Source organism: Cytobacillus oceanisediminis 2691, from assembly GCF_007678455.1.
Lineage (GTDB): Bacteria > Bacillota > Bacilli > Bacillales > Cytobacillaceae > Mesobacillus > Mesobacillus oceanisediminis_A.
Genome location: NZ_VEEP01000010.1, coordinates 36,863 through 60,938 on the forward strand (window position 1 = coordinate 36,863; position 24,076 = coordinate 60,938).

At 43.0% G+C, this 24,076-nt stretch carries 26 protein-coding genes and 1 riboswitch; of the genes, 6 read left to right on the top strand and 20 right to left on the bottom strand.

The window, feature by feature from the left end; translation table 11 throughout:
* Nucleotides 1–219 precede the first annotated feature (219 nt).
* Nucleotides 220–2,103, top strand: coding sequence for a M48 family metallopeptidase (locus FS736_RS18720; RefSeq protein ID WP_186326840.1), 1,884 nt, complete (start codon nt 220–222; stop codon nt 2,101–2,103).
* A gap of 56 nt (nt 2,104–2,159) precedes the next feature.
* Here FS736_RS18720 and FS736_RS18725 read toward each other — a convergent pair whose 3' ends face one another.
* From FS736_RS18725 to FS736_RS18745, 5 genes are all read right to left on the bottom strand, one after another.
* Nucleotides 2,160–2,495, bottom strand: a complete 336-nt coding sequence (locus tag FS736_RS18725) for a hypothetical protein (protein WP_144480131.1) — start codon at nt 2,493–2,495, stop codon at nt 2,160–2,162.
* Nucleotides 2,496–3,207: 712 nt separating this feature from the next.
* Complete coding sequence (locus tag FS736_RS18730) at nt 3,208–3,798, bottom strand: MEDS domain-containing protein (protein ID WP_144480133.1); 591 nt, start codon at nt 3,796–3,798, stop codon at nt 3,208–3,210.
* A gap of 191 nt (nt 3,799–3,989) precedes the next feature.
* Nucleotides 3,990–6,059 carry a DUF4179 domain-containing protein gene (locus FS736_RS18735; protein ID WP_144480135.1) on the bottom strand — a complete coding sequence of 690 codons (2,070 nt, stop codon included), beginning with the start codon at nt 6,057–6,059 and terminating at the stop codon, nt 3,990–3,992.
* 83 nt (nt 6,060–6,142) lie between these two features.
* Nucleotides 6,143–6,328: a hypothetical protein gene (locus FS736_RS18740; protein WP_144480137.1), complete on the bottom strand. Its 186-nt coding sequence runs from the start codon at nt 6,326–6,328 to the stop codon at nt 6,143–6,145.
* A gap of 144 nt (nt 6,329–6,472) precedes the next feature.
* Nucleotides 6,473–7,456: a c-type cytochrome gene (locus tag FS736_RS18745; RefSeq protein WP_260983657.1), complete on the bottom strand. Its 984-nt coding sequence runs from the start codon at nt 7,454–7,456 to the stop codon at nt 6,473–6,475.
* Between the two features lie 188 nt (nt 7,457–7,644).
* Between FS736_RS18745 and FS736_RS18750 the strand changes: the two genes are divergently transcribed.
* Nucleotides 7,645–7,989, top strand: coding sequence for a PadR family transcriptional regulator (locus FS736_RS18750; RefSeq protein WP_144480139.1), 345 nt, complete (start codon nt 7,645–7,647; stop codon nt 7,987–7,989).
* Between the two features lie 181 nt (nt 7,990–8,170).
* Nucleotides 8,171–8,938: a DUF1129 family protein gene (locus FS736_RS18755; protein ID WP_144480141.1), complete on the top strand. Its 768-nt coding sequence runs from the start codon at nt 8,171–8,173 to the stop codon at nt 8,936–8,938.
* 42 nt (nt 8,939–8,980) lie between these two features.
* On the opposite strand, the gene FS736_RS25245 is transcribed toward FS736_RS18755, so the two are convergent.
* Nucleotides 8,981–9,103 (bottom strand): hypothetical protein, encoded by a 123-nt coding sequence (locus tag FS736_RS25245; RefSeq protein WP_260983658.1) that lies wholly within the window; start codon nt 9,101–9,103, stop codon nt 8,981–8,983.
* A 330-nt stretch (nt 9,104–9,433) separates the two neighbouring features.
* Here FS736_RS25245 and FS736_RS18760 point away from each other — a divergent pair, with 330 nt between their 5' ends.
* Nucleotides 9,434–9,880 (top strand): GNAT family N-acetyltransferase, encoded by a 447-nt coding sequence (locus FS736_RS18760; RefSeq protein ID WP_144480143.1) that lies wholly within the window; start codon nt 9,434–9,436, stop codon nt 9,878–9,880.
* A 42-nt stretch (nt 9,881–9,922) separates the two neighbouring features.
* Here the strand turns inward: FS736_RS18760 and FS736_RS18765 are convergent, their stop codons facing one another.
* A complete protein-coding gene (locus tag FS736_RS18765; RefSeq protein ID WP_260983659.1) occupies nt 9,923–11,272 on the bottom strand; it encodes a TrkH family potassium uptake protein in 1,350 nt (449 codons plus the stop codon).
* A gap of 97 nt (nt 11,273–11,369) precedes the next feature.
* Nucleotides 11,370–11,519: riboswitch (cyclic di-AMP (ydaO/yuaA leader) on the bottom strand.
* Nucleotides 11,520–11,708: 189 nt separating this feature from the next.
* On the opposite strand from FS736_RS18765, the gene FS736_RS24430 reads away from it, so the two are divergent.
* Nucleotides 11,709–11,864 carry a hypothetical protein gene (locus FS736_RS24430; RefSeq protein ID WP_186326841.1) on the top strand — a complete coding sequence of 52 codons (156 nt, stop codon included), beginning with the start codon at nt 11,709–11,711 and terminating at the stop codon, nt 11,862–11,864.
* Between the two features lie 806 nt (nt 11,865–12,670).
* Here the strand turns inward: FS736_RS24430 and FS736_RS18770 are convergent.
* The 7 genes from FS736_RS18770 to yiaA form a co-directional block, all read right to left on the bottom strand.
* Nucleotides 12,671–13,456, bottom strand: a complete 786-nt coding sequence (locus FS736_RS18770) for a cupin domain-containing protein (RefSeq protein WP_144480146.1) — start codon at nt 13,454–13,456, stop codon at nt 12,671–12,673.
* 142 nt (nt 13,457–13,598) lie between these two features.
* On the bottom strand, nt 13,599–14,672 hold the full coding sequence (locus FS736_RS18775; protein ID WP_144480148.1) for an ABC transporter substrate-binding protein: 1,074 nt from the start codon (nt 14,670–14,672) through the stop codon (nt 13,599–13,601).
* On the bottom strand, nt 14,669–15,472 hold the full coding sequence (locus tag FS736_RS18780) for an ABC transporter permease (RefSeq protein ID WP_144480150.1): 804 nt from the start codon (nt 15,470–15,472) through the stop codon (nt 14,669–14,671). The genes FS736_RS18775 and FS736_RS18780 overlap by 4 nt, the downstream gene beginning before the upstream one ends.
* A gap of 1 nt (nt 15,473) precedes the next feature.
* Complete coding sequence (locus FS736_RS18785) at nt 15,474–16,277, bottom strand: ABC transporter permease (protein ID WP_144480152.1); 804 nt, start codon at nt 16,275–16,277, stop codon at nt 15,474–15,476.
* On the bottom strand, nt 16,274–17,377 hold the full coding sequence (locus FS736_RS18790; RefSeq protein WP_144480154.1) for an ABC transporter ATP-binding protein: 1,104 nt from the start codon (nt 17,375–17,377) through the stop codon (nt 16,274–16,276). Before FS736_RS18790 ends, FS736_RS18785 begins: the two co-directional genes overlap by 4 nt.
* Before the next feature lie 924 nt (nt 17,378–18,301).
* Nucleotides 18,302–18,757 (bottom strand): PaaI family thioesterase, encoded by a 456-nt coding sequence (locus FS736_RS18795; protein ID WP_144480156.1) that lies wholly within the window; start codon nt 18,755–18,757, stop codon nt 18,302–18,304.
* Nucleotides 18,758–18,775: 18 nt separating this feature from the next.
* Nucleotides 18,776–19,246: an inner membrane protein YiaA gene (gene yiaA, locus FS736_RS18800; RefSeq protein WP_144480158.1), complete on the bottom strand. Its 471-nt coding sequence runs from the start codon at nt 19,244–19,246 to the stop codon at nt 18,776–18,778.
* 169 nt (nt 19,247–19,415) lie between these two features.
* Between yiaA and FS736_RS18805 the strand changes: the two genes are divergently transcribed.
* Nucleotides 19,416–20,420, top strand: coding sequence for a DUF3231 family protein (locus tag FS736_RS18805; RefSeq protein WP_186326860.1), 1,005 nt, complete (start codon nt 19,416–19,418; stop codon nt 20,418–20,420).
* Nucleotides 20,421–20,493: 73 nt separating this feature from the next.
* Here FS736_RS18805 and FS736_RS18810 read toward each other — a convergent pair whose 3' ends face one another.
* The 6 genes from FS736_RS18810 to FS736_RS18825 form a co-directional block, all read right to left on the bottom strand.
* Complete coding sequence (locus FS736_RS18810; protein WP_144480160.1) at nt 20,494–20,745, bottom strand: hypothetical protein; 252 nt, start codon at nt 20,743–20,745, stop codon at nt 20,494–20,496.
* Between the two features lie 135 nt (nt 20,746–20,880).
* A complete protein-coding gene (locus FS736_RS25250) occupies nt 20,881–21,015 on the bottom strand; it encodes a hypothetical protein (protein ID WP_260983660.1) in 135 nt (44 codons plus the stop codon).
* 205 nt (nt 21,016–21,220) lie between these two features.
* Nucleotides 21,221–22,213, bottom strand: a complete 993-nt coding sequence (locus FS736_RS18815) for a DUF3231 family protein (RefSeq protein ID WP_251544942.1) — start codon at nt 22,211–22,213, stop codon at nt 21,221–21,223.
* 144 nt (nt 22,214–22,357) lie between these two features.
* On the bottom strand, nt 22,358–22,495 hold the full coding sequence (locus FS736_RS24435) for a hypothetical protein (protein ID WP_186326842.1): 138 nt from the start codon (nt 22,493–22,495) through the stop codon (nt 22,358–22,360).
* Between the two features lie 192 nt (nt 22,496–22,687).
* A complete protein-coding gene (locus tag FS736_RS18820; RefSeq protein WP_144480164.1) occupies nt 22,688–22,870 on the bottom strand; it encodes a hypothetical protein in 183 nt (60 codons plus the stop codon).
* Between the two features lie 70 nt (nt 22,871–22,940).
* The gene (locus FS736_RS18825) at nt 22,941–24,044 is read right to left on the bottom strand and encodes an AI-2E family transporter (protein WP_144480166.1); all 1,104 of its coding nucleotides are present in this window, start codon (nt 24,042–24,044) and stop codon (nt 22,941–22,943) included.
* Nucleotides 24,045–24,076: the final 32 nt, after the last annotated feature.

The following is a 24,076-nucleotide window of genomic DNA, read 5'->3' on the forward strand; positions in this document are numbered from 1 at the left end:
TATTAGCACCAATTCTTATATGTTCTGTCCCCCTTATTCATTTGAAAAATAACATCCCCCTCATCGAGAGAATGGAAATGAATCGCCCTGCCTTCATTTCTGGACGTAAGGAATTCCCTCCCTATCTAATAATTTTTACTTTTCCAATAAAAAACATCTTTTAGCAATAACTTCCTCCCTGCTATAATACTATCGATAACTTAATAAAGGGGAATGAGAATGACAATTCAAGAGTTTGAAACACTGGTGAACAAGCTTGAAAAACAGGCTTCTGCCAACCCTAAGCTTTACAGATTCAAGGTCATCATGCTCACTGGTCTTGGTTTTGGTTATGTCGCATTATTTTTGTCGTTATTTTTATTTTTAATGGCGATTTCAGCAGCCATGATTTTGGATGGGAATTTCACCTTTGGGAATGTGAAAGTTCTGCTCTTGACGGGAACCTTGTCATTCTTTATTATCAGAGCCCTGATTGTGAAAATGGAAATGCCTGAAGGGTATTATCTGCGACAGGAGGAAGCTCCTAAGCTGTTTGAGATGATTGACTCTTTGCGCCTAAAAATGAATACACCACGGATCGATGAAATTGTACTCGACAGCGAATTCAATGCCTCCGTCGCCCAAATTTCACGCTATGGATTCATCGGGAAAAAGCGGAACGTCCTGGTCATCGGCATCCCGCTACTATCGACTCTTTCCCAGGAACAATTTACGGCTGTTCTTTCCCATGAACTTGCCCATATTTCGAATTCTGATACGGCCCTGGGTGCAAGAATATACCGTTTGAGAATGAGCTGGGGGCGTTTAATGCATTCCTTGGAGGAAAACGAACAATTTGGCACTTTTATTTTCAGGAAGTTTTTTCAGTGGTATTACCCGAGGTTTGATGCCTATTCATTCGCCATGGCCAGGCAGGAAGAATACGATGCAGACCGCTCCGCAGCATCGGTCACATCCCAGCAGGCAATGGGAGAAGCGTTAGCTATGATCTCTGTGGCGGCCCCCTATTACTACCGTGATTTTTACAGTGAATTGTTTGAAGAATGTGCGAAGACCAATAGTGTACCTCAGCCATATTCAAACTTTGCCGAGCAGTACCGGTCACTTAGCGAGCAAAAAGCAACTAAATATTTCAGCGAACAGCTGGAAGTTGAGAGTTATGTGACGGATACCCATCCTTGTTTAAAAGACAGACTTTCAGCACTGGGGGCAGAAGCACTGTTACCAGAGAGACAACAAGCTTCTGCGCTTGATTACTTCTTCGCCTACCCAGGCCGGATCCTGAATGACTTCAATAAAATGTGGGTGGACCACAATCAGGATGACTGGAAACAAGAAATTGAAAACTTCAATGATTCTAAGCTGCGATTCAAAGAATTATCGGCCAAACAAGTTGCCAACCTTGAAGAATTGCTGGAAAAAGCTTTTTTGACAGTAGAGTTTAATAGTCTGGAAGCCGCGATTCCATTGTATGAAGAAATAGCGAAAAAACACTCGGAAGATCAGCGAACCGCAGGAGCATTAATGACTTTAGGTGAGTATTATCTGGAGTCCAGGAACACAGCGGAAAAAGGAATCCAATTGATCAACCTGGCTATGTCGTACGATTGGGAATTGCGTTTGCCAGGGCTTGACCTATTATGCGGATACTATTATGAAACAGAACAGAGCGAGTTATTCGAAAAGACGAGAGAGGAACTGGAAAAGTGGGAAGAAATCGTAGAAGCTTCCAACGAAGAATGCGACTTTATCCAGCCAAAGGACCGCTTTATCACTCACGACAAAGAAAGCAAAGAAATCATCGCAGGAATGAATCAACTAGCACAGTACAAAGAAATCACAAATGCTTACCTTGTACGAAAGCAGCTCAACTCAATTCCTGAGCGTAAACAGTACGTGCTTGGACTTGATCTGTCACTTCCGAAAACCACGGATCTAGATGAAGCTGAAGAAGCTTTATATGAAAAGTATATTAATGGTCTAGGAGAGTTCGAGGATACATGTGTGATTATCCTCAATGATAAGAAGGACTTGCGAAAAAGCATGCTAAACGTGGAAAATTCCTTGATTTATACTGTGGAGGATAACGAACAAGTCTCTTAATAACGGAAGCAGCGAAGCTAATGGGCTTCGCTGCTTTTCTGTTAAATTAAATTCGATCATAATGGAACAATGAACAGAGATAGAACGAATATCACCATTCCTGAGTATCCAAGAGAGTCTAATATTATGTTGGTTTTACCTTCCTCATTAAAAGGTTCTTCTTTTTCGATTTGTTTAAGGATCTTTTGCTGCAGATGTTCATCTGGAAAAATCTCATTTGCTTGTTTAGCTCGGCCTCCAAAGAAGATTAGCCGATGTATTTTAACAGATGGCAGCATTAAAATAATACCTGCTGCAATTCCCCCCAGACCAATCACATCTCTGTGGATGGTTGAAGTAAACAAAACCGATATCAGGGCCAAAAGAGAAAATATGATTAAGCTGATGACCAAAACGCACTTTATTTTGCCCAGAACGTTCCCTCCATCCCTATAACATCAGGCTACTTCATAAACCAGACAATCAAAATGATAATCAGTACAAAAACAAAACAACCACCCTTTGTAGGACTACCGTACACAGCCCTATTCCAACCGTCATCACCATCTATTTTACTTTTATCATCATCTCGGCCATGCCTGGACATTAAATCACTCCTTTGAATGGTTGGATATATTAGATGGTTTTTAAAACCTGTAAGAGCAGAAGTATAAAGAATTTCTTACTAACACTTACGTTTTAAACAACAAAATGTTTCAACATAACACAAAAGGACGGTTCACCCGTCCCATAAAGTTTTTATATTCCTTTTCCAGGACACCAGAACCGACCCCAAGTCCCACCTTTTTATCCATTTAAATAAAGATATATAATCAGAAAGATGATCAATCCAATCATGAAAACTGAACCAAGACTTGCACTAAACACGACATAGACCTTTGTGTGGAGTATGACATGAACAATTAAAACTATAAGCAAACCTAGAAGCAAATAGATGGCTAATTGCAAATTCTTATTCCTATTCAAACGATCAGCACCTTATAGTTCCAATTTATCGAAAAGCAGTAGTTGTCCATATTCTTTATATATTTGATCGTGGCAAATTTTATACCAATCACGCCAAAAAAGAAAAGGACGGTTATCCCGCCCCCTCTAAATTACTTCTTATTTACTTTCTTCCGCTGCCAGAACCGTCTCCAATTCACTATACTGTTCGGATGGGACAAGCTCATCCTCCAGCAGGACATAAGGATGTGTTTCCATCAGGATTTTTCTGAGGTGCTCTGGCATTTTCACCCCTTGATAAGCGCAAATCAATGGAAAGAATAGTTCGTTTACAGCATCGTCTACTATTCTCTCAAAATCTTCAATAATATTCAGAGGCTCTTTTATAGAAGCCCACTCGACATGTGCCCATGACCGGAAAGAAATTTCATTTTCCACATATGGCTGGACTGTTTTTTGAAAATACTCCGTAATCGCAGGAGGATGGTAACTTCCACTTGAATAATAAAAATCGAAGTTATTGACCCAGTGAACCAATTCCATTTGGACTGATGTTAACCGTTTGTTCAGTTCTGCATGCAGGATTTTGTAAATCCGATCATTTTCAATCAGGATCACATAATCCCCCGACAGAACACCTTCTTCTATATATCTTATGGCCTGTTCTATGTAATTTCTCATACCATCATATGAGTATAGGATATGAACATTCTTTTGGTCCCCTAACATCTGAGCCATTTTATATTTCAAGTGATCACTCCTTTTTTTGTTTGCTTCCATTTTACGCGGTTTCCGAAGAGAATACTATTTGTTTTTTTTTTGAAAAACTTACCCTTAAAAAACAAAAAGGGACGGTTCTCCCATCCCCTCAAAACACATGTTCACTCCTGTTCTCCGGGACACCAGAATCCTCACGAAGTCCATCCCGTGCCACAGTATGCTTATTCCCCTTTTTTCTCGGACAGCTTAACCGGCGCCAGGTCCCAGACTTCTTTCACATATTTCAAAGCATTATACCCCGTTATCTTTAGTTTCATATCATTCTTTTCGAGGCCATCGATTCCCAGTGTCTGTTCGGTGACAAAATAGCGGGGCTCCACCAATTTTTCATAATCGACCGGCCCTTTATTCTCATCGTATTCGATGCCATTTTTATCAATGAGCACTCCTTTAGATTCCATATGGTTGATGATTGGCTGATCTGCATAACCGTCGTTAAAATCGAACTGAAGCGAGTCGTATTCCCGATTTTTGATTTCGTTATCTGTTATTACGACATTGGTCATCTGCCCATTTTCAACCTTATCGATGCTGATGTCACTGCCTGCATACTTGATTGTCTGGGGGAATTGCCGGGTTTCGCCAAGGTCGATGGTTTTAGGTTGGATTACGGATAAATACACCGATTTTAACTTGGCTCTCACCTCTTTTGGCTTTTCCCCATGAACGGGATCGAAGTAAGTTTGAAAAGCAATCCAATCATTGTCCTGCTGGTAGTCCATAAAGTAGCTGCTATACATGTCAGCCTCCACTTCGTTCTTGTTGACTTCAAGAGTACGGAAATCAATCCTATCAATCCGTTTCTCCAGTTTTTCTGTATTGATCGCATACTGTAAAATCGTTGTCGTTGGAGCAATCGTCAATTTATCAATCCTGATTGGGACTCCCTCGATTTCTTTTTGTTGATTGACAGAGTATTCCAGGGAAGGCTGTTTGGTTGCCGGGAATTCGAAGGACCAATCCCCTGTTTTATACTCACCAGGAGTGAAACCAAATCTCAATGCAGTGTCGTTCGTCAATTCCTGGATCTTGGTGATCCTCAGCTTGATCAGCCCCTCCTCCTCTTTTAGCGGACTGAGAGCAACCTTGCCGTAAAACACATTCTTCTCCCTTTTGTTCATTCCCGCTTCAGCATCAGGAATAGAAAACCGCGGATAGCTTTGCGTTTCCATAATGTCCTGTTCATTCTCAACGGAAACTCCATCATCAAAGCCCATGAAATATTGCTTATTCTCCTCCGTAGCATGAATCTCATAAAAAACCAGCGTCTGGATGTCATCAGCAACCACCCCGTTGATTTTCACCGTTACTCCTGCACTTTCCGCTTCCAGGCTCAGCCTTTTACCAAGGCCTTGCTGCAAAAAGGAACGTAATTGTTCATCATCTTCCGCCCATGCATAGTAGACCTTCGGCAGCGCACCCGTCATGAAACCAAACGCCATTACAAATGCAAATACACTTGCAAAAATAAGGGCCAGCTTGTTACGCTTTTTATTCTTCTTTTGCCGGTTTTCCTTTTTTTCTGACAGCCTTTTCCTGACGTTTTCCAGGAGTTGAGAAGGTATCGTAAGTCCTTGCACCTCCTCGACCTGGTTCAGACTGGTCATTGCCATTTCCTGAAAGCTCCCTAAATCAGCCTGGCATTCCGGGCAGTAATAAAGGTGCATTTCAAATTCAATCTTTGCCTGACGATCCATCAATTTTTCCAGATAATCGATATAATGCTTATGGTATTCTTCACAGCCATGATAGTCATCTCCATACAGCTGGTCCCGGACAGACTGAATCCCTGAGAACAGATGTCCCTTTATTTTATCCACGGCAATCCCAAGGATTTGTGATGCCTCCTCAAGGGAAAAGCTCGCTGCATAAGTAAGGATAAGCGCTTCCTTATCATCATTATTAAGATGGTCAATCGCTTTGAATAAGTCCTCCCTTGTTTTCTCAGAGTCTTGCAAACCGCCATCTTTAGAAAGCTCCCGTGCGTTCTGAACAAAAATCGTTGTCACCCACATTTTAAAAGAGATATCCCCTTTATACCTCGGCCACTCCTTATGCACCCTCACAATTGACCGGTAAAAGAGATTCTCCATCTGCTGCTGGTTTTGAACATAGAACCAGCCCAGCGTATAAAAATATTTCTTATACTGATCAAACCAATCAACGACAGATTCAATCCCTTTCTCCTGGATCGCCGCTATCGAAATCGGCTCTAGTTTTTCCAGTATCATCTATATTCCCCCCAGGGACAGCGATCCCGAGCATAATTTTTGAATAATCAGTCACCTTTAAAAACACCTTGCCTTCAAGAACATCAAGCCATGACTTTCTTTAAGTCTTTCTCTCTAACCCAAATCTGGGCATCTCTGATTTCATATTTGATCTTCGCTTCATCCAGACGCGGTAACTGATTTTCTGTAGTGTCTGTCCAATTTGTAAGTGATTCATCAGGATTACAAGAAGCTAAAGTGATCAATAGGAAAATGATTATTTCCTTCAAGCTGACCACCCTTTTCTTATAACTGTCTATCACTTCAACAATACCACAAAATGGCAAATAGAGACATAGGTTTTGGAGCTCTTTCAGACCGTCCTAATAAAAAGCAGCCAGGATTGATTTTGCTCCTGGCTGCTTCTTTTCAGACTAATCTGGCTGGATGACATTATCAATCTCAGACCAGTCGAAGGTTCCTGCACGAATCTTTTCGCGGCGGTCTTTGGTAATGATATCTGTCGGTCTGCCGCCATTTGGCCAATCTTTATCATGGCCTTCCCAGACCGGACGATCCTGGGAAAGGATAAAAGCTGCAAGATTTGCTGCTTCCTGATCCGTTAAGGTTCCGCCATTCGGCGGCATATTATTCTGGATATACCCTGCTATTTTTGACAATCTTCCCATTCCTGCCCCATCGTTGAAGGAGTTTTCTCCCCATAGGGACGGTCCAACTGTCGCACCTTTCCCTTCGCCATTTTCGCCGTGGCAGGCGACACAGCCTTTTTCGGTATACAGTCTCTCGCCATCCTCGACTTTCGGCAGCGGGATTTCTTTCATCGTGTTCTGCATTCTCCACGGGAGCTCAGTGCCAACTTCAATCCCCTCTGAGATATAAGTCAGATAGGAAATCATCGACCGCATCTCTTTGCTGTCATTAGGCAGCTTTTTTCCATTCATGCTTCGGACCATACAGCCATTTACTCGGTCTTCAAGCGTATAAACAACACCTTCCCTTGGCCGGTATTGAGGAAATTGAGTGGTCACCCCCACCATCGAAGCAGACTTCGCAAGCCCTGCATCGGCATGACAGCTGGAACAGGACAATTGGTTCCCGACATATCCATCCAGAACAGTATCCGTTTCATGGAATACCTTTTGCCCATACGTAATGTATTCGGTCATGGGATTTTTCGGATCGAGATCGTCCATTGACGGCGGATTATAAGCCGCATCCCCGCCTTCATTTTCTCCCCCGCCCTTTTTACTGTCAGCGGCCTGCTCATTCGTCTTTCCTTCCGTATTCTTGCTTTGACTCTCTTCAGGATCTTTATGGGCATTATCATTGCTGCAGGCTGCAAATGAAAACACAAGCGCCAACATCAAAAAAACTACCCAAATTGGCTTCTTCCACATTTTTTCAACTCCTAAAATAATTTCATATAATAGCTTCTTAATTTTTTATCGAAATTATTCGCCGAGAAGTTTTTAACTCTTGCATTGCAAGATACCGTAATGTAGAGTATATGTATATCTTGTAATACAAGGTACCACTCTTCGCATCAAATACCTTGCAATACAAGCTACTGAAAGGAGCCTTCTATATGGCTGATACGACACAAATGCTCAAAGGGATCCTGGATGGATGCCTTTTATCCATCATCAAAGAGGGCGAAATCTATGGGTATGAATTAGCCGCCAAGCTAGAGTCCTATGGCTTCCATTCTTTTAGCGAAGGGACGATCTATCCCCTGCTGCTGAGGATGCAAAAAGAAGGCCTGGTGAGCACAACGCTAAGGAAATCCACTGCTGGGCCGAAACGTAAATATTACACATTGACCGAAAAAGGTGAGCAGGAATTGGAGCAATTCATCATCCGGTGGACGCAGCTGAGCGCCTCGGTGAACAATGTATTGAATAAAGGCTATTTTCGTAATGATAGTTGTTAAAATCCTAAAGCCAATTTTAACGTAATACAAAGCTATTTTGTAGGTCGGTATTAAGTTGGTATGCTCTTTTCTCATAGCAAGAATCTACTTAAAGAAGAAGCATAGTTCATTCACTTCTATGGTGTAGCCAATAGCAAAAAAGTTTGAGAAAAGAGCCTAAACAAAAGGGGGAAATGATGGGATGGTCTCGAAAAAAGCGGAACAATTTTTAGTGGAACTGCGGATGTATTTGATCTCAAAGGGGAAAAACGACCAGGAAATCAATGAAATCACCGAAGAACTTGAAGTGCATTTAATGGAGGCAGAAGCTGCCGGCAAGGATGTCAGCCATATCATCGGAGACAGTCCGAAGAATTATATGAAGAGCATCGGCGAATCAATGAAGACCGATTATGGTCAGTTGGCCGGCCTTGTTCCATTGATGATCCTGATGATCACAGCCTATTTAAGCATTGGGCCGGCAATCGAAGGGACGTTTTCCGTTTCTCAAGGCACCATCTGGTTTGCAATTATCATTAGCGGCATAAGCATCCTGATCTACGGTTTATTCTTATTCAAGGTGCTGCCAAAATTCTTTCATTCTAAATGGGGCTATGTTATTTTTTTCGGTATCTCTATAGCGACAACCGGTTTAATCATGGTATTCCTGCTCTGGTACCAAGCACAGGATTTCGAAACCACCTTTATTGCAACCCAAGCGCAAAACAACTGGATCATCGTCCTCTGTGCCGTGATTTTCATTGGTGCAGCACTTTACACCAAAACCTGGTTCACTGTCCTGATTCCTTTATTTATATCCATTGGTTCAATTGCCACCCGATTCATCCCGGAAGAAACAAACAATGATTCCCTGTACATCACGATCACCATCCTTACCTTTTTACTTGCATCAGCTGTGTTAATCGCCATCTTTTTTTACCAGAGAAAAAAAGAGCAAAAGGAAATTTAATATTTCAAAGGAGCTCAACTAAGTTAAGCTCCTTTCTGTATTTTAGTGGATCTCATGCTCAGGATAAATCAATTCATTGTCCACAAAAATCCTGCACTCAACGGTTATTGCACCGCCGAGGCTGACTTTAATATGCTGGTTTGCACCAAGAAAAATTGGATGCACCTATGCACAGCCGAACTGGTAAAAATCAAAGAAAATTTCCAAGTCGCCAATAAAGTTGTGAACATCGCCAATAAAATTATTTTTTCGCCAAAACATGGCAAGCATGTCCAAATAGGAACGCTAATGCCTTTCAAACAAGGATGTAAACAGATTCTATACTGAAATAGAACAACATTTTTTAAAAATATAGTCTTGAGCACCCTTTTCATGGTCAAACTGCAGATAATGATGGCATTAACGAATAAGCAGGGTTTCACCATGAAGGACTTCGTGAACAATTGTCGTATATAATAAGGCTAAAATCTATAGTCATTTTGAGAGGGTGAACGCATGGCGCTGAGCTTTAAAATCGCTGACGAAACGGAGCTGCACGAAATCTATGAATATGCTGGAGTCAACCGTAAGGAAGCAACAAATCACGATTCGGAAGATAATCAGCAAAAAATGATTGAAGCATATGAGCATTCTGCGAAATATAATGCTTATTTTGTTTGCTTGATGGATGGCCACACACTTATTGGCTGGGTTCAAATTGATAAAGCATTCGATTACTTAACGGGGGATGAAATCGGCTGGATCAATGATTTATATGTAAAAGCGCCATACAGAGGCAAAGGCTATTCCAAATTATTGATGGAAGAAGCGTTTAAGGAGTTTCGTAAAAACGGATATAGCGATGTAAGGCTGAACGTTTATTCACACAATGAAAAAGCAATGAAGTTATATGAGAAAATGGGATTTAAGGATGTCAGCAAATTCATGAAGATTTCTTTATAATTTCAAAAAAACGCTGTTGAGGCTTCAACAGCGTTTTTACTTCTATCCCACAATCAATCTTTCTTTCGGATAATGGCACTTTGGCTCTGCTTTTCCACGGTTGAACAAGAAAATGAAGGAAAGGATCCCGATTCTTCCGATAAACATCATGGCAATGATGACGACTTTCCCTGCGTAACTCAGATCAGGTGTAATCCCCATTGACAAGCCAGTTGTTCCGAAAGCAGAACTGACCTCGAACATGATTTCCATCATCGAGAACTTCTCTGTTGCATTCAAAATGACCACCGCCGCAAAACAGAGGATGATCGCCAAAAAGCTTACGACCACTGATTTCCGGACATCTTCTTCATGCAATTCACGGCCAAATACCTTGATCGAGTTATGCCCTTTTGCAAAGTTGATAATGACCAATAATATTACAGCGAAAGTCGTCGTCCGTATTCCCCCGCCCACCGAGCTTGGCGAAGCCCCGATGAACATTAAGAAGCACAGAAGCAGCAATGTCGGGTCAGAAAAATCACTGACATTCATCGTAGCAAGGCCGCCATTCCTGGTGGATGACGATTGAAACCAGGCAAAGAAGAAGGATTCATGCCAATTATAATCTTTAAAAAAGTGATTATACTCAAACAGCAAGATGGCGAATGCACCGAAGAACATCAGTGCAAAAAAGGTCAAGGAAGTCACCTTGGTATACAAGGAAAAATGGGTTCGTTTGTGTTTTTTGCGATTCAGGAAAAATTCCTTCAATTCGACCAAGACAGGGAATCCAATCGCACCCAGGGTCAGCAGAATGATGTTCACAGTCTGCACAAAGTAATCATGCGCAAACGGAATCATCGAGCTTCCCGTAATATCAAATCCCGCATTGGTCGTTGCACTGACAGCCGCAAACGCTCCCTGAAGATACGCTTCCTCCCATGTCGGAAAATACCCTAGAAAATAAGTCCCTAAAATCGACGCTCCCAGTGCTTCAATCAACAGGATGATAATCAAAATCTGCCTCATCAGTTTGACCAGGCCCGACATTTGGGATTGGTTCTGGTCCGTCATGATTAACTGCCGGTCTTTAAGGCCGATTTTTTTTCGCAGCACCAGCCAAAAAAATGTACCGAGCGTCATGATTCCGATTCCACCAAACTGGAGGATGAACATTAGGATAAAAATGCCGGTTGTGCTGAAGGTATCCGGCGTAGACACGACAGCAAGACCGGTTACACTCACCGCACTCACTGCTGTAAACAAGACATCAATGAATGTCCAGCTCACCCCCGGCTTCAACGCGATTGGCAAGCTAAGTAACGCAGCCGAGATCAAAACAGCGAAAACATAAAACAAAACAATGATCTGAGCCGGCTTTAAGCGATTCTTTCTCAAAATATTGACCAAAGATACCCCTTCTTTACTTTTCAACTTATACGGGATAGAATCCCCATCCCTTAAAAAACCACAAAAAAACCATCCCAAATAAAGAATGGCCATAAGACCCTTCTCCCAACCGCGCTTACGGAGTTAGCTGTCGGATTAGGGATTGAGAGCATCCCCTTTTAGCTGCACACGCTAAAATTCACCCCAAGATAAAATCAATTTATCCAAAAATGGTTCCCCCGCTCATAGGATTCAGCAAAAAGGTTTGTTATTAAAATGAATACATTTAAATTACTCCTATATCATTTTGGTGTCAATGCCCATTTTACAGTTTAGCCCAGATTGGAGGCGATAGGACAGTTCTTCCGTCTAACTTAGGCAAGATACGAGCACATATTGATACTACTTTAGTAAATACTAATGCTGATAAAACGATAACTGAGGAGGAATCCATAATATGCAACAGAATCAACAAAAAGCAAAAAGCGGCAATGCTGCAACTGCCGGATTTGCAGGCACAGATGCACAGCAAGTAAAACAGCAAATCCAAAAAGATGTACAGGCAGGCCAGGGAGCGATGACCTCCCGGGAAGCAGGAGCCATGCGGGATTAAAAAACCACTTTAGAGTGGTTTTTTCTATGTTCATAATCGTTTTGTCCATTTTTGTACTTCTCATTGCTCCACTTTTTCTAGCTTCTTTCTTAACACCCTTAGCCCTGATTAATCCCAGGACTATTTTTGACAGCTATTACTCTTAGCACCCCAAACCTGTCTAAATCCAGAGCTTTTCTTGACAGCTTTTACCCTTCCACCTTCAAACCTGTCTAAATCACGCGCTTTTTTTGACAGCTTTTCCGCCTTCAGCATCAAACCTGTCTAAATCCAGAGCTTTTTTTGACAGCTTTTCCTCTTAGCACCCCAAACCTGTCTAAATCAAGAGCTTTTCTTGACAGCTTTTTCCCTTTCACCATCAAACCTGTCTAAATCACGCGCTTTTCTTGACAGCTTTTCCGCCTTCAGCATCAAACCTGTCTAAATCAAGAGCTTTTTTTGACAGCTTTTCCTCTTAGCACCCCAAACCTGTCTAAATCACGAGCTTTTTTTGACAGCTTTTCCTCCTCCACCCTCAAACCTGTCTAAATCACGGGCTTATTTTGACAGCTTTTCCGCCTTCAGCATCAAACCTGTCTAAATCACGGGAGTTTTTTGACAGCTTTTCCCCTTCCACCCTCAAACCTGTCTAAATCACGCGCTTTTCTTGACAGCTTTTCCCCTTCCACCCTCAAACCTGTCTAAATCACGGGCTTATTCTGACAACATTTCCTCAAAACACCGCAAACTTGTCTGAATCCTTAATCGGGAGATCAAGTCACGTAAAATATTAAGGGACACGAGAACGTCTCGTGTCCCATCCAAACCTACATATTCTTGCTCTGCTGAAGAAGTTTGGACTTTCCTGTGCGTTCCCATTCTTCTACTGTCTCATATGCTTTTTCTGGTGTGTATCCTTTTCCGACAAGCACGCCCATTAGAATGAATTCCTGCAGGATGTGGGTGGCGTTGATTCCTCTTTTCACGTCCTCCAGTCCTTCTTGCACTAAAAACTCGGTGTGTTTTACCCATTCGTCCGGGGTCTTTCCAAAAACCTCTGGAACTCCATTGCTCGCTACTGGTCTTTCCATTGCATCTGCATGGGTCACATGCACTGTACCAAATGGATGGTTTGGCGGAGCATAAATGGAGTATAACTTGAGTGGAGTATTGCCTGTGTTGGTCACGTTATGCCATGTTCCTGCGGGAATCATGATGGCGGAATCATCGGCGACATTGGTTTGGAAGGTCAGGTTATCTCTGCTTTTGCCCATTTGGACAATTCCCTGGCCTTTCTCAATCCGCAAAAATTGATCGACCTTCGGATGGATTTCCAAACCGATATCGTCGCCAACCTCGATGCTCATCAAGGTGACCTGAAGATGTTTCCCTGTCCACAAGGCTGTCCGATAATTCTGGTTTTGAATCGATGCTTCATTGATATTCACTACATACGGGTTTGGACCATAATCCTTTAAAACAAGTTCCCTGTAAGGATAGTGGAAAGAATGATAACCATTCGCCTGGTCCCAGTTTACGCATTGTCTTCCATTATTGTAGTACATCGGCCCATTGACATAATAAGGGTAAAGATTTGAATATCCATAGTACATTTTTGCTCAATCCCTTCACAATTTCTCAGAATATCCTATGCACTTGTGACGGGAATGTACTTAGCAGGAAAAAGGACTGCCTAAAAACTGCATGTATTTCTTGCCCTCGAAAAAAGCCCCGACAAAAAGTCAGGGCTCCTCGTTATTTCCTATGCATCTTGAACTCTAAAAACAACTCATTGTAAAAAGCAAGGTTTGCCTGGCCGAGATTTTCATAGACCTCAAGCTTCTCTGTCAGCTCTGCCGATGGATAGAATCTTTCATCCGTCACCATCTCTTCTGGCATAAACTCAAGTGCTGCTTTGTTCGGCGTCGAGTAGCTCACCCATTCAGTATTGAGCGCGGAAACTTCCGCATCCAGCATAAAGTTGATGAACTGGTGCGCCCCCTCGACGTTCTTGGCTGTCTTCGGGATGACCATGTTATCGAACCAGAGATTGGAGCCTTCTTCCGGTACGACATAATCCAGTTTTTCATTTTCGGACATGATGTCGGCGGCGTCACCGGACCAGACGAGTCCGATAGGTGCTTCTTCATTCGCCAGCAAAATCTTGATTTCATCACCAACGATGGCTTTGATGTTCGGCGTCAGGGTGTCGAGCTTCTCTTTTGCCTCGCGGAGATGGGTTTTGTTTGTATCGTTCAAGGAATAGCCAAGGCTGTTCAATCCCATACCCATCACTTCACGCGCGCCGTCTACTAACAGGATTTCATTTTTCAGCTCAGGGTCCCAGAGGTCATTCCAGCTTTTAAATCCCTTTCCGTCCAGCAATTCGGGATTATACACAATCCCAACTGTTCCCCAAAAATAAGGAATTGAGTACTTATTGTCGGGATCGAAGGGTAGATCCATGAAGCGTTCGTCGATATTTTTCAAATTCGGCAGCTTCGAATGATCAATCGGAATCAGCAGGTCCTCTTCCCGCATTTTTTCAATCATATATTCGGAAGGGACAGCAATATCATACGATGTTCCGCCCTGCTTGACCTTCGTCATCATCGCTTCGTTCGAATCGAAAGTTTCATATACGACGCTGATGCCCGTTTCTTTTTCAAAGCGTTTGATGAGATCCGGGTCGATGTAATCTCCCCAGTTGTAAATCGTCAAGGTATTGTCGCCTGAGTATCCCTGGGTGTCATTCAGCTTCGAAATCGCCACAAGCACCAGTGCTGATACGATGGCAATCGCGATGAAAACGCGGACTAATTGCTTCATTTCTTCACCCCCACTGCGTTTAGCTTCTGGCGCTGCGTGATGAAGTAGTAGACCACGACCAGCAGGATCGTGAACAGGAATAACAATGCTGATAACGCGTTAATATTCAGGGATACGCCGCGGCGTGCCAGCGAGTAAATTTCGACGGACAGTGTACTGAAGCCGTTGCCTGTCACGAAGAATGTCACGGCAAAATCGTCCAGTGAATAGGTCAGCGCCATGAAAAAGCCAGCCATGATGCCAGGCGAGATGAACGGCAGGATGACCTTCGTCAATACTTCCCAGGTGCTTGCCCCCAAATCCCTCGCAGCGTCCACGAGCGATGAGCTCATTTCCGACAGCTTCGGCAGTACCATCAAGACAACAATCGGCACGCTAAAAGCAATATGAGACAGCAGCACCGAATAAAATCCGAGCTTATAGCCGGAAATGGTGAACAAAATCAGGAACGAGGCCCCGATGATGACATCCGGACTGACGATCAGGACATTGTTCAATGACAGCAGCCCATTGCGGATGGATCGTTTTTTTACCTCATGGATCGCCAGTGCCCCGATCACACCAATAATCGTCGCAAACAGCGCGGACAGCAAGGCGACGACCAGTGTATTCAGCACAATGATCAGCAAACGCACATCCGAGAACAATTCCTTATACCAATCAAGCGTGAAGCTTTCGAAATGATACATCGTTCCGCCGCTATTGAATGAGTAATAGATCAGGAAGAAGATCGGTGCGTATAAAATGAAGAATACAATCATCAAGAATACGTTCGCTAGTTTAGATGTTTTTCGCTCCACCTTACACACCTCTCTTTCTTGTACCAGTAACAGCCATGATGGCAAACATGATGATGATTAAGAATACCGCAATCGTCGAACCCATTCCCCAGTCCTGCGTCACAAGAAAATGCTGCTCGATCGCCGTACCAAGCGTGATGACACGGTTTCCGGCAATCAGGCGCGTCAGCATGAAGAGGGACAGCGCCGGAATGAACGTGACCTGGATTCCTGATTTTACCCCTTCAATCGTCATCGGAAAAATAACCCTCGTGAATGTCGTCCACTTTGATGCACCCAGATCATTGGCCGCATCGATCAGCGTCGGATTCAATTCATTCAGCGAATTGAAAATTGGCAGGATCATGAACGGGATAAAAATATAGACCGATACGAAAATAAAACTGAAATCGGTGAACAGGATCTGCTGCGTGCCAATCCCGATTGCTTCCAACAATTGATTGCTGATGCCGTATGTCCCGAAAATCCCCAGGAAAGCGTACGCTTTTAACAAAAGATTGATCCATGAAGGAACAATGATCAGCAGCAGCCAGAGCTGTTTATGCTTTGTTTTTGTTAAAAGATAGGCAGTTGGATAAGCAACCAAAAATGAGAAAAAGGTAATTAAGAATGCGTACCAGAAGGAACTCAGGGTCATCGTCAAATAGACCGGCGTAAAGAACTTCTGGTAGTTTACAAGCGAAAAGTCACCGTTAATATCCAGAAATGAATAGTAGACAACGAGCACTATCGGCGCGATAACGAAAAACACTATCCAGAGTGTATAAGGCAGCGTGTACCATGAACGTGTCAGTCTCGTGTTCATTTCACTTCTCCATCCTCATATGCTTCGAGACGCGCATCGAACTCCTCTTCCGTTTCGCCAAGGCGCATGACGTGGATCGCTTCAGGGTCGAAATAGAGTCCAATCTGGTCACCCACTGCCGCTTTTTTAGTAGAATGGACGAGCCATTCATTGCCCTCGTTGTCATAGCAGCTCAGCTCATAGTGCACGCCACGGAACAGCTGGGAATCGACTTTTACCTGAAGCTTGCCATTCTCCGTCTTCGTGATCTCAAGATCCTCAGGACGGATGACGATTTCAACCGGCTCACTCGGGTTGAAGCCCCTGTCGACACACTCGAAACGCTTGCCGGTGAACTCGACGAGATTGTCTTCAATCATCGTGCCTTTGACGATGTTCGACTCACCGATGAAATCAGCGACAAAACGGTTGATCGGTTCATCGTAAATATCCGTAGGGCTGCCGCTCTGCATGATTTTCCCCTGGTTGATGACGAAAATCTCATCCGACATCGCGAGCGCTTCCTCCTGGTCATGCGTGACAAAAATGAACGTAATGCCAAGACGCTGCTGCAGCTCGCGAAGCTCATACTGCATCTCCGTCCGCAGCTTCAGGTCAAGCGCCGATAAAGGCTCATCCAACAGGATAACCTCCGGCTCGTTGACAATCGCCCTGGCGATCGCCACACGCTGTCGCTGTCCGCCTGACATTTCACGAATTTCACGAGTCTCATAGCCTGATAGATTCACAAACTGCAAAGCCTCTTTTACCTTCGCTTCAATGACAGCATTCTTCATCTTCTTGATCCGCAAGCCGAACGCGACATTCTCAAACACATTCAAGTGAGGGAACAGCGCGTAATCCTGGAAAACCGTATTCACCTGGCGCTTATTCGCAGGCAGATCATTGATCCTCTTTCCATTGAAAAAGATGTCCCCAGACGTCGCCTCCGTAAAACCAGCGATTAATCTAAGAATCGTCGTTTTCCCACAGCCCGACGGCCCCAGCAGTGTATAGAACTTCCCCCGCTCAATCTCAAAACTAACATCGTCCAGAACTGGGGCATCATTATCATATTGCTTTGTTACATTGTTGAATTGAATAATCGTAGAATGTCTCATTATCGAACCCCCTTCTCATTTTGCTTCATTCCAATAAAAAAAGGCCTAAAAGCCTTGGTAAATAAATAAGTAATTTGGCATTCGAAATAATTATACAATAGGGCGAGGAAAATACAATGGCCGAAAAATTACGGGCTTTTCTTGACAGCTTTTCCTCCTTACACCGCTATCCTGTCAAAATCACGACCTTTTCTTGACAGCTTTTCCTCCTAACACTGCTAACCTGTCAAAATCCTGACCTTTTCTTGACAGCTTTTCCTCCTAACAACGCTAACCTGTCAAAATCACGACCTTTTCTTGACAGCTTTTCCTCCTAACACCGCTAACCTGTCAATATCCAGACCTTTTCTTGACAGCTTTTCCTCTTAACACTGCTAACCTGTCAATATCCAGGCCTTTTCTTGACAGCTTTTCCTCCTAACACTGCAAACCTGTCAAAATCACGACCTTTTCTTGACAGCTTTTCCTCCTAACACCGCTAACCTGTCAATATCCAGGCCTTTTCTTGACAGCTTTTCCTCCTAACACCGCCAATCTGTCATAATCCAGGCCTTTTCTTGACAGCTTTTCCTCCTAACACCGCTAACCTGTCAAAATTACGAGCGTTTCTTGACAGCTTTTCCTCCTTACACCGCTAACCTGTCAAAATCACGACCTTTTCTTGACAGCTTTTCCTCCTTACACCGCTAACCTGTCAAAATTACGAGCGTTTCTTGACAGCTTTTCCTCTTAACACTGCTAACCTGTCAAAATCCAGACCTTTTCTTGACAGCTTTTCTTCCTAACAACGCTAACCTGTCAAAATCCAGACCTTTTCTTGACAGCTTTTCCTCCTTCACCATCAAACCTGTCAAAATCCAATAAGAGTTCAAATCCCAAACAAAAAAGCTGCCTAAATGACAGCTTCAAACCAAAACAACCCGATTACTCCTGATCATCGAGTTCTACGAAGTACTGGTCTTTCCTGTAAGCTACGGCTTCCATGGTGGCGACAGGATTTTCTTCGTGGAAAATCTCGATTCTGTAGAATCCTGTCCGGAAGTTCCGCCTTGTTTCTGTCGCCCTTGCCACAATTCTCTCGCCCGGTTTTACCGCTTCAATGAACTGGATGGTGGTGGATAGCCCTACCGACGTTTTCCCATAGGCATTGCAGGCTACGGAAAAAGCGTGATCGGCTAATGCGTAAATCACCGCGCCATGGACGGTTCCGTGTGCGTTGACCATATGGCTTTGCACATCGAGCACAGCTTCCGCGAAGCCCGCTTCGAATTTTGTTAACTGAATGCCTAATGACTGCGCGTATGGATCGTTTTTTACCCGCTCCAAAATTTGTTTATAGTGCTTGTCATGGATTTGGTATTCATCAATTCTTTTCTTCACAATGGCCTCCCCTTAAAATCAGTCCCTCTCTCTTGCTCTTTGTGTGTCCCTGATATTCTTCTGAACCGTGATTGCTGCAAATAGGCTAAGCACAAATGACATGCCGTAGAATCCTTTTTCGCTTAGGACGATACTTCCTGCATTATACAAGCCAATGGCCATCAATGAAATCGATACGATCAGGGCAAACCAGCTGATGCCATAATAGATGCTGGTAACCGGTATTCCCTCTTCCTTGTCCCGGACCGCTTTTTGCAATGATACCGATGCATAAAGTCCAAATATCAAAACAGCAAAATAATAGCCTTTTTCATTCAACTCCATCGCTGCGTTGAACAATCCGATCAAATAAGCAGATACTCCAACCACGAGTGCCGCCCAGGAAGCCCCCTTGAACGCCGAAGTCGGCTCTCCCTCTTTCCTTTCCACTCTTACCTTCGGCTTACTTTGCTCGCCTTTATTCAATAAAATCTCCTGATCATTAGACATTGTTGCTCTCCCCCTCTTTTACCTATATAAATAGTGCTTATGCATAAATTCATTATATAGAAATTTATGACAAATAATAGGTAAAATTCTCAAATTCGTGATTTTACAGCATGGACAAAAAAATCATATTTATTCCATAAGAGGGGATAATACGTTGCGAGGTGAGATTATGGATAATGACAAGTTAAAGCTTACTTCGTCTGAAATAGGTTCCTTGTGGGGCGAGTATGTAAACGGGACAATGATTGATGCAGTGAACAGATATATGGTCACCATTATTGAAGATGAGGCAATAAAGGGCATCTTTGAGGACGCGATCAGTACATTCGCCCGCCAAAAGAAGCAGCTCACAGAATTCATCGAGAATGAAGGGTTTCCTGTTCCAATTGGATTTGGTGAAAATGATATCAATATCGGGGCTGGCGGGCTGTTCTCTGATATTTTCTGCTTGAATTATTTACATATCATGACCTTGCACGGATTGATCGGGCACACCACCGCACTAAGCGTATCAGTCAGAAAAGATTTACGGGAATTCTATGATTCGTGTGATAACGATGCCAAGAACATGTATCACCAGACAATTGAACTATTGCTTGAAAAAGGTAATTTCCAGAGAGATCCTCTATTTTATCCTGATAAAAACCCTAGCTTTATTGAGAGTGAAGATTTTACCGATGGAATTTTTGGAAAAGGAAGATGTTTATCTGCCACGGAAGTGATCAGCATTTCTTTCAACATCAAGAAGAATATTATGGCCAAAACACTTTCGATTGCTTTTAGCCAAGTGGCTCAATCAAAAGAAGTCAGAAAGTTCCTAGTGGAATCAGAGAAAACCGCGGACCAGCACATCCAAAAGTTTACCAGCATTATGCATCATGATAACTTGCCAGTTCCCCGTTCATGGGAAACAGAAGTGACAACTTCTACAGATTCCCCATTTTCAGACAAGCTCATGATGTATCACACAGGATTCCTGTTCCAAGCCTCGCAAGTCTACTACGGAACAGGATTGGCATCTGCCATGCGGACGGATTTAGTCACAACGTACGAAAGCATCATCCTAAAAAATATAATGGTGACCAAAAAGTGGTTTGATATCATGAAAAAGCACAAGTGGCTGGAACAACCCCCGCTAGCGCCAAATCGAAAAGAACTCTCGGGTGAAAATTAACGATCAAATGTCCTTCCGTATCGGTTGGACATTTTTTATGGCTTTAAATTCAGGTTCAACCCGGCCCTGATCTCTATCGCTGAATCGTGACATGCGGCTTACTGAAATGGCTCGTTCCTCCGCTCCCTACCAGGATGTACCCGTTTTTAGGGAAAAGAGCCAGCCTATTTGAACCATCAGAAAGGATCAGCTCAACCGACGCTTTATTCTTCAGCGCGATATATTTAACATAGCCAGTCTCCGTAATCGTCGTCTCCCAGTTGTCGTCAAATTCCGCCCTCAACACACGGTTGGAATACGTTTGATTCGTTATCTCCCTGTCCATTTACATCACCCCTCCCTTTTAAAAAAATGCTCTCGATATTTTATTCACGATTTAAATATTAGAATAGACAGGTACACACTTCAGTCCACAAAAATAAAGGAAGCCACCTTTAACGGCAGCTTCCCTTCCATTTCACTATTTCATCTTAGCCAGCTTACTGTTGATTTCCGAAATCTCCTTCTCCACCTCATAAAGATTCTTCTGCATCCGATCCCTGCGAGCCGTCAGCACACTCAACTGCTGCTTAAGCTCCTCTTTGGTTTCACTCAAAACATACAGACCTCCAATGCATTTAAAAAATAAACCACGACGCTCGATTCCCGAGGGACCACCTTTTTCAGAACTCCCATCTTATTATTTACATTTATTTAATGTAAAGCAGCATTGAAAAACGGAAATCCCTTAAGTATATTCAACGACCAGCCTCTAGTTATTAAAAGGCAGCTTCTATAAAGAGGCCCTGTCAGTTTTTTTGTCAACACTCTGTTTTTTGACGGTCATCTGAAACAGGTGGCTCTTCTTGCCAGCCATTTTTAATCAGGAGTCGGGCAAACTGTGATAACACTTTAAGGTCTCTGGAAATTGCTACCTCACAATGAACGATTAAATCAGCTCTCATGCTGGTAATCGCAGCATAACTGTAATAGGATACTGCCATATTAAATAGGCTGCCTGCATGAAACAGCATTAGTTTGTCTGAAAACGGTGCAATCGAAGAATCAGTTATCTCCGAATCCAAGCTCGGAGGAATTCGAAGGTTATTTGCTTGCAAGAGTGATGAAAATAACCCAATATGTTTATTGGTTACTTGCATACCCTTTTCCATGAACTTTCGTACTTCATTTGATTTACATACTTTACTGAACCCCAGCATAAGTCCCTTTTGCAATATCGTTTTTTTCAGATTAAAGAAAATGTTTCCACTTTCAATTGTATTTAGTTGTCTCTGTTTCCCAATAACATCCGTCACATAATTGATATCTTTTATGTAACTTACTTTTTTTGGAGTCGAAAAATAGGGTGATTTCTCATATAAACCCTTTGATAGCAGAATATCAACCGTGATGTTATAGAGATCCATTGCTTCGTTTAAGCATCTGTAATAAAAATCCCTTACATCTTTTCTTGACGATGAATTAAATGCCATTGGATATAAGGAACATCCATGCATGGACATACTATAAATATATATTAACCAAAAATTTTCAGAAAACAATGGAGGAGCGTCTAAATTCACGTCATCTTTGGTAAAACCGTGAGGAATCGGAAAGTTTTCTTTATTGAAAAAATCTTGGAGATCTTTAATATGTTGAATTGATAACTTCATAGCGAATTCAAGAGTTGAAACTATTTCCTTATCTTTTACACACTTCAATGCATATTCTAAGACGCAAATTGACATTGTTTCACGAATATAATGAATCCATAAATTCGTTATTTCCGCTGATGTCATCCTATTTTGGTCCACTGAAATAACTTCCTTTCTTTAGAAGATACTTCATTTAAATTCCCCCCAAAATGGAAATCCATTCATCCCCGTACCGGTTTTGCCTGCCCAATAAACGAAGTAAAAGGAACCTCCTATATTGAAAGTTCCCCGGCCAACGCATATTTAGAGAGTTGTATTTACAAGCATCGCAATCTCTACAAGCCAAAAAGACAGGCTTGTGATGGTTCCAATGACTTGATAGTAGGTCGAATCCTCTGGTGAGGAATACAACCCATTCGTATAAATAATAATAGCCTTCACTCACTCCCTGTTTTTCAGGATAAGCTATCTTTCTTACGCGGCACGATTTTTAAAAAACCGATAATGCAAAGGGCACCGATTCCTTTTACAATACAATTTCCAATCAATGAATCCTCCACCGTTACGCCAATAAGCAGACTTCCTATAAGCAACAGTATAAAACTGACCAAGGCTCTGATATTACACCCTCTCCTACTGCGAACACGCCCGGATTAATAAAACCACACCCAAAACCATCACGACCGAAATGATATTCACCAGACACCCACTGCTTGGGGAGCCTGTAACCGCTCGTGCCCACGCGTTGTTCAGGGCGGCCCCTGGATTTTTCCGCTGCTCCTTTAATTTCAACCGCTCTCTATTTTCTTCTGACATATAAAGCCCCCCGATTTGTATAAAAAGGCGATAGCGGCCAAAACACAGCCCTATCGCCCATTGAACAGCATCATTTCACATCTACGGAAATACTTGCTCTTTTTCTCGCCCGTAAAAATCTGACGAGATTCAAAATAATTGTTTTTATGACAGCATATGTCGGCACAGCCAGCACCATTCCCAGGACACCTGCCAGATTCCCGGCAGCCAGTAAAATAATGATGATTGTTGCCGGATGGGTATCCAGTGTTTTACCAAGGATCAGCGGAGAAAGAAGGTTTCCTTCGATTTGCTGAGCCACCAGGATGACCACTACGACCAGCAACGCCTTCGTCGGTGAATCGAAGAAACCAACCAGCACGGCCGGCGCTCCGCCGATAATCGGCCCGACATACGGGATAATATTTGTAAAAGCGACGATCAAAGCCATGATCAGCGCATAGCGCAAATCGATGATCATATAGCCGATAAAAGCCAAAATCCCAACCGCCGAAGCAACTGTCACCTGTCCCTGGATGTAGGCAGACAGGGTTTCGCCCGTTTCCTTCAGGATCTTCAGCCCCTCATCACGGTACTCTTTCGGAATAAACTTTGACACAGCTTGAGGGAACCTGTGTCCATCCTTGAACATGTAAAATAGTAAAAACGGCACGGTCACAAGAATAATTGCTATGTTGGTAACGACGCCGAGGAAGCCTTTCAAGCCACTCGTCAGCTTGTTTGGCAAAGTATTCGCATACTCTATCAAGCGCTCCTGCACCGTATCAATCATTTCCCGCTGCTCATCCCTGAAGCTTTTAAACTCAGAAGAACGAACTACATCATAGAAATAATCAGTCGTCTTGTTGGCGAATTCAGGAAGGTCATTAGCAAGCTCGGTGGCCTGCTTGGAAACCGCCGGAACCAGATTCCCGATTGCCAGGACAAGAAGCGCCCCGAACACCACATAAATAATCAAGATCGCAAGCACTCGCGGAACCTTCTTGCGCTGCAGAAAGTCAACCACCGGATTCAGCAGGAAATAGAGAAAACCGGTAATCAAAATTGGAAAAAAGATAGTCGAGATAAAGATTCCGATTGGTTCAAACATAAAGGATATCTTCGTTGAAACATAAATAATGGACGTGATAAGCAAAATTTGAATCAGCCAAAACTGCACTTTCGATTTATTCAATGTATGTACCTCTTGCCTTAGATTATTTTGGT

What these genes read in the sequence shown, in the direction of transcription:
- FS736_RS18755 (WP_144480141.1), top strand. Translation starts at nt 8,171, where the DNA reads ATGGTCTCGAAAAAAGCGGAACAATTTTTAGTGGAACTGCGGATGTAT.
- FS736_RS18735 (WP_144480135.1), bottom strand. Translation starts at nt 6,059, where the DNA reads ATGATACTGGAAAAACTAGAGCCGATTTCGATAGCGGCGATCCAGGAG.
- FS736_RS18760 (WP_144480143.1), top strand. Translation starts at nt 9,434, where the DNA reads ATGGCGCTGAGCTTTAAAATCGCTGACGAAACGGAGCTGCACGAAATC.
- FS736_RS18820 (WP_144480164.1), bottom strand. Translation starts at nt 22,870, where the DNA reads ATGTCAGAAGAAAATAGAGAGCGGTTGAAATTAAAGGAGCAGCGGAAA.
- FS736_RS24430 (WP_186326841.1), top strand. Translation starts at nt 11,709, where the DNA reads ATGCAACAGAATCAACAAAAAGCAAAAAGCGGCAATGCTGCAACTGCC.
- FS736_RS18775 (WP_144480148.1), bottom strand. Translation starts at nt 14,672, where the DNA reads ATGAAGCAATTAGTCCGCGTTTTCATCGCGATTGCCATCGTATCAGCA.
- FS736_RS18770 (WP_144480146.1), bottom strand. Translation starts at nt 13,456, where the DNA reads ATGTACTATGGATATTCAAATCTTTACCCTTATTATGTCAATGGGCCG.
- FS736_RS18720 (WP_186326840.1), top strand. Translation starts at nt 220, where the DNA reads ATGACAATTCAAGAGTTTGAAACACTGGTGAACAAGCTTGAAAAACAG.
- FS736_RS18750 (WP_144480139.1), top strand. Translation starts at nt 7,645, where the DNA reads ATGGCTGATACGACACAAATGCTCAAAGGGATCCTGGATGGATGCCTT.
- FS736_RS18810 (WP_144480160.1), bottom strand. Translation starts at nt 20,745, where the DNA reads ATGGACAGGGAGATAACGAATCAAACGTATTCCAACCGTGTGTTGAGG.
- FS736_RS18745 (WP_260983657.1), bottom strand. Translation starts at nt 7,456, where the DNA reads ATGTGGAAGAAGCCAATTTGGGTAGTTTTTTTGATGTTGGCGCTTGTG.
- FS736_RS18805 (WP_186326860.1), top strand. Translation starts at nt 19,416, where the DNA reads ATGGATAATGACAAGTTAAAGCTTACTTCGTCTGAAATAGGTTCCTTG.
- FS736_RS18785 (WP_144480152.1), bottom strand. Translation starts at nt 16,277, where the DNA reads ATGAACACGAGACTGACACGTTCATGGTACACGCTGCCTTATACACTC.
- FS736_RS18790 (WP_144480154.1), bottom strand. Translation starts at nt 17,377, where the DNA reads ATGAGACATTCTACGATTATTCAATTCAACAATGTAACAAAGCAATAT.
- yiaA (WP_144480158.1), bottom strand. Translation starts at nt 19,246, where the DNA reads ATGTCTAATGATCAGGAGATTTTATTGAATAAAGGCGAGCAAAGTAAG.